We start from the raw sequence: 1532 nt of genomic DNA on the forward strand, positions 1-1532 counted from the left end.
TATTTCGTTGAAAAACTCGAGCTTGATCGGGAGGTAAGTCGCTGATTCAATTTTTTCAATTGGAGGGATTGGCGATGATGGGACCAAGGCAAGAAGCTCAGGCGGCTTTGTTCTACGAGTTCTCGCTTGATGACCACGTCCCGCAAGACCACCTGCTGCGCTCGATTGATCGCTTTGTTGATCTGGGCACAATCCGCGCTCATCTCGCCGACTTCTACAGTCACACCGGCCGCCCTTCGATCGATCCCGAGCTCCTGATCCGCATGCTGCTTGTGGGTTATTGCTTCGGCATCCGGTCCGAGCGACGGTTGTGCGAAGAGGTGCATCTGAACCTGGCGTACCGGTGGTTCTGCCGCCTCGATCTGAACGACCGCGTTCCCGATCATTCGACGTTTTCAAAGAACCGGCATGGGCGCTTTCGAGAGAGCGAACTGCTGCGCCATTTGTTCGAGACGACGGTGGCTCGGTGCATCGAAGAAGGGTTGGTCAGCGGCCAGCGTATGGCGGTTGATGCCAGCCTGATCGAAGCGGATGCGAACAAACAATTCTCTGCTTCCAAGGACGAATGGGACGCTGGTCGGATTGATGTCGAAGCTGCGCCACGCGCCGTGAAGGAGTATCTCGACACGCTAGATGAGGCCGCCTTCGGCGCTGCAACTTCTGTGCAGCCAAAGTTCACATCCTTCTCTGATCCCGCCAGTCAATGGACCGCAGCGCGCAAAGGGCCTGCATTCTTTGCTTATTCTGACAATTATCTCATCGACACGGATCACGGTGTCATCCTTGATGTCGAGGCGACACGGTCGATCCGGCAGGCCGAAGTAGGGTCAACCAAGACCATGCTGGATCGGGTGAAGGCCAAGTTCGATCTGCACCCCGAACGGCTGATCGCCGACACAGCCTACGGTTCAGGACCGATGCTTGGCTGGCTCGTGGACCGCAAGATCGCACCGCATATCCCCGTGATCGACAAAGCCGGTCGCACTGATGGCACCTGGTCTCGCGCCGACTTCGAGTGGGATGCTGAGAACAACCAATACATCTGCCCTGAAGGCGAGGTACTGAAGCAGTTCCGCCGCAATTACTCAGACCCCAATCGCGGCCCAACCGGCAAGGGTGTCGCCAAGTATCAGGCTCTCAAACACATCTGTCAGGCGTGCCCATCTAAACCCAAATGCTGCCCCAAGGCCGACTGCCGCAAAATCACCCGTGAAGAACACGAAGATGCACGGGAATTCGCGCGCGCCATCGCCAAAACGTCCCAGTACAAGATTTCCGCGAAGCTCCGAAAAAAGGTGGAGATGCTCTTCGCACATCTCAAGCGCATCCTCGGGTTGGGAAGACTTCGGCTACGTGGCCCATGCGGCGCAAATGACGAATTCCTCCTCGCCGCCACCGCCCAAAATCTCCGGAAACTGGCCAAGATCTTTCCTGCACCGCAGCAAACGCGAAAGGCCTGATCAGAAAGGTGCTCGCGTCTCGTTCAGAGCAAAACTCTCTGCACCAGCAACACGTTGTTTTTCCACAGAATC

1 protein-coding gene is annotated in these 1532 nt (G+C 56.7%); it reads left to right on the forward strand.

The genetic code is table 11. The features are described 5' to 3' along the window. The first annotated feature begins 74 nt into the window (after positions 1–74). Complete coding sequence (locus GTF44_RS21925; protein WP_170508459.1) at positions 75–1460, forward strand: IS1182 family transposase; 1386 nt, start codon at positions 75–77, stop codon at positions 1458–1460. Positions 1461–1532: the final 72 nt, after the last annotated feature.

Origin of the sequence: Roseobacter sp. HKCCD6576-2 (assembly GCF_013179285.1) — a bacterium.
GTDB lineage: Bacteria > Pseudomonadota > Alphaproteobacteria > Rhodobacterales > Rhodobacteraceae > Rhodophyticola > Rhodophyticola oceani.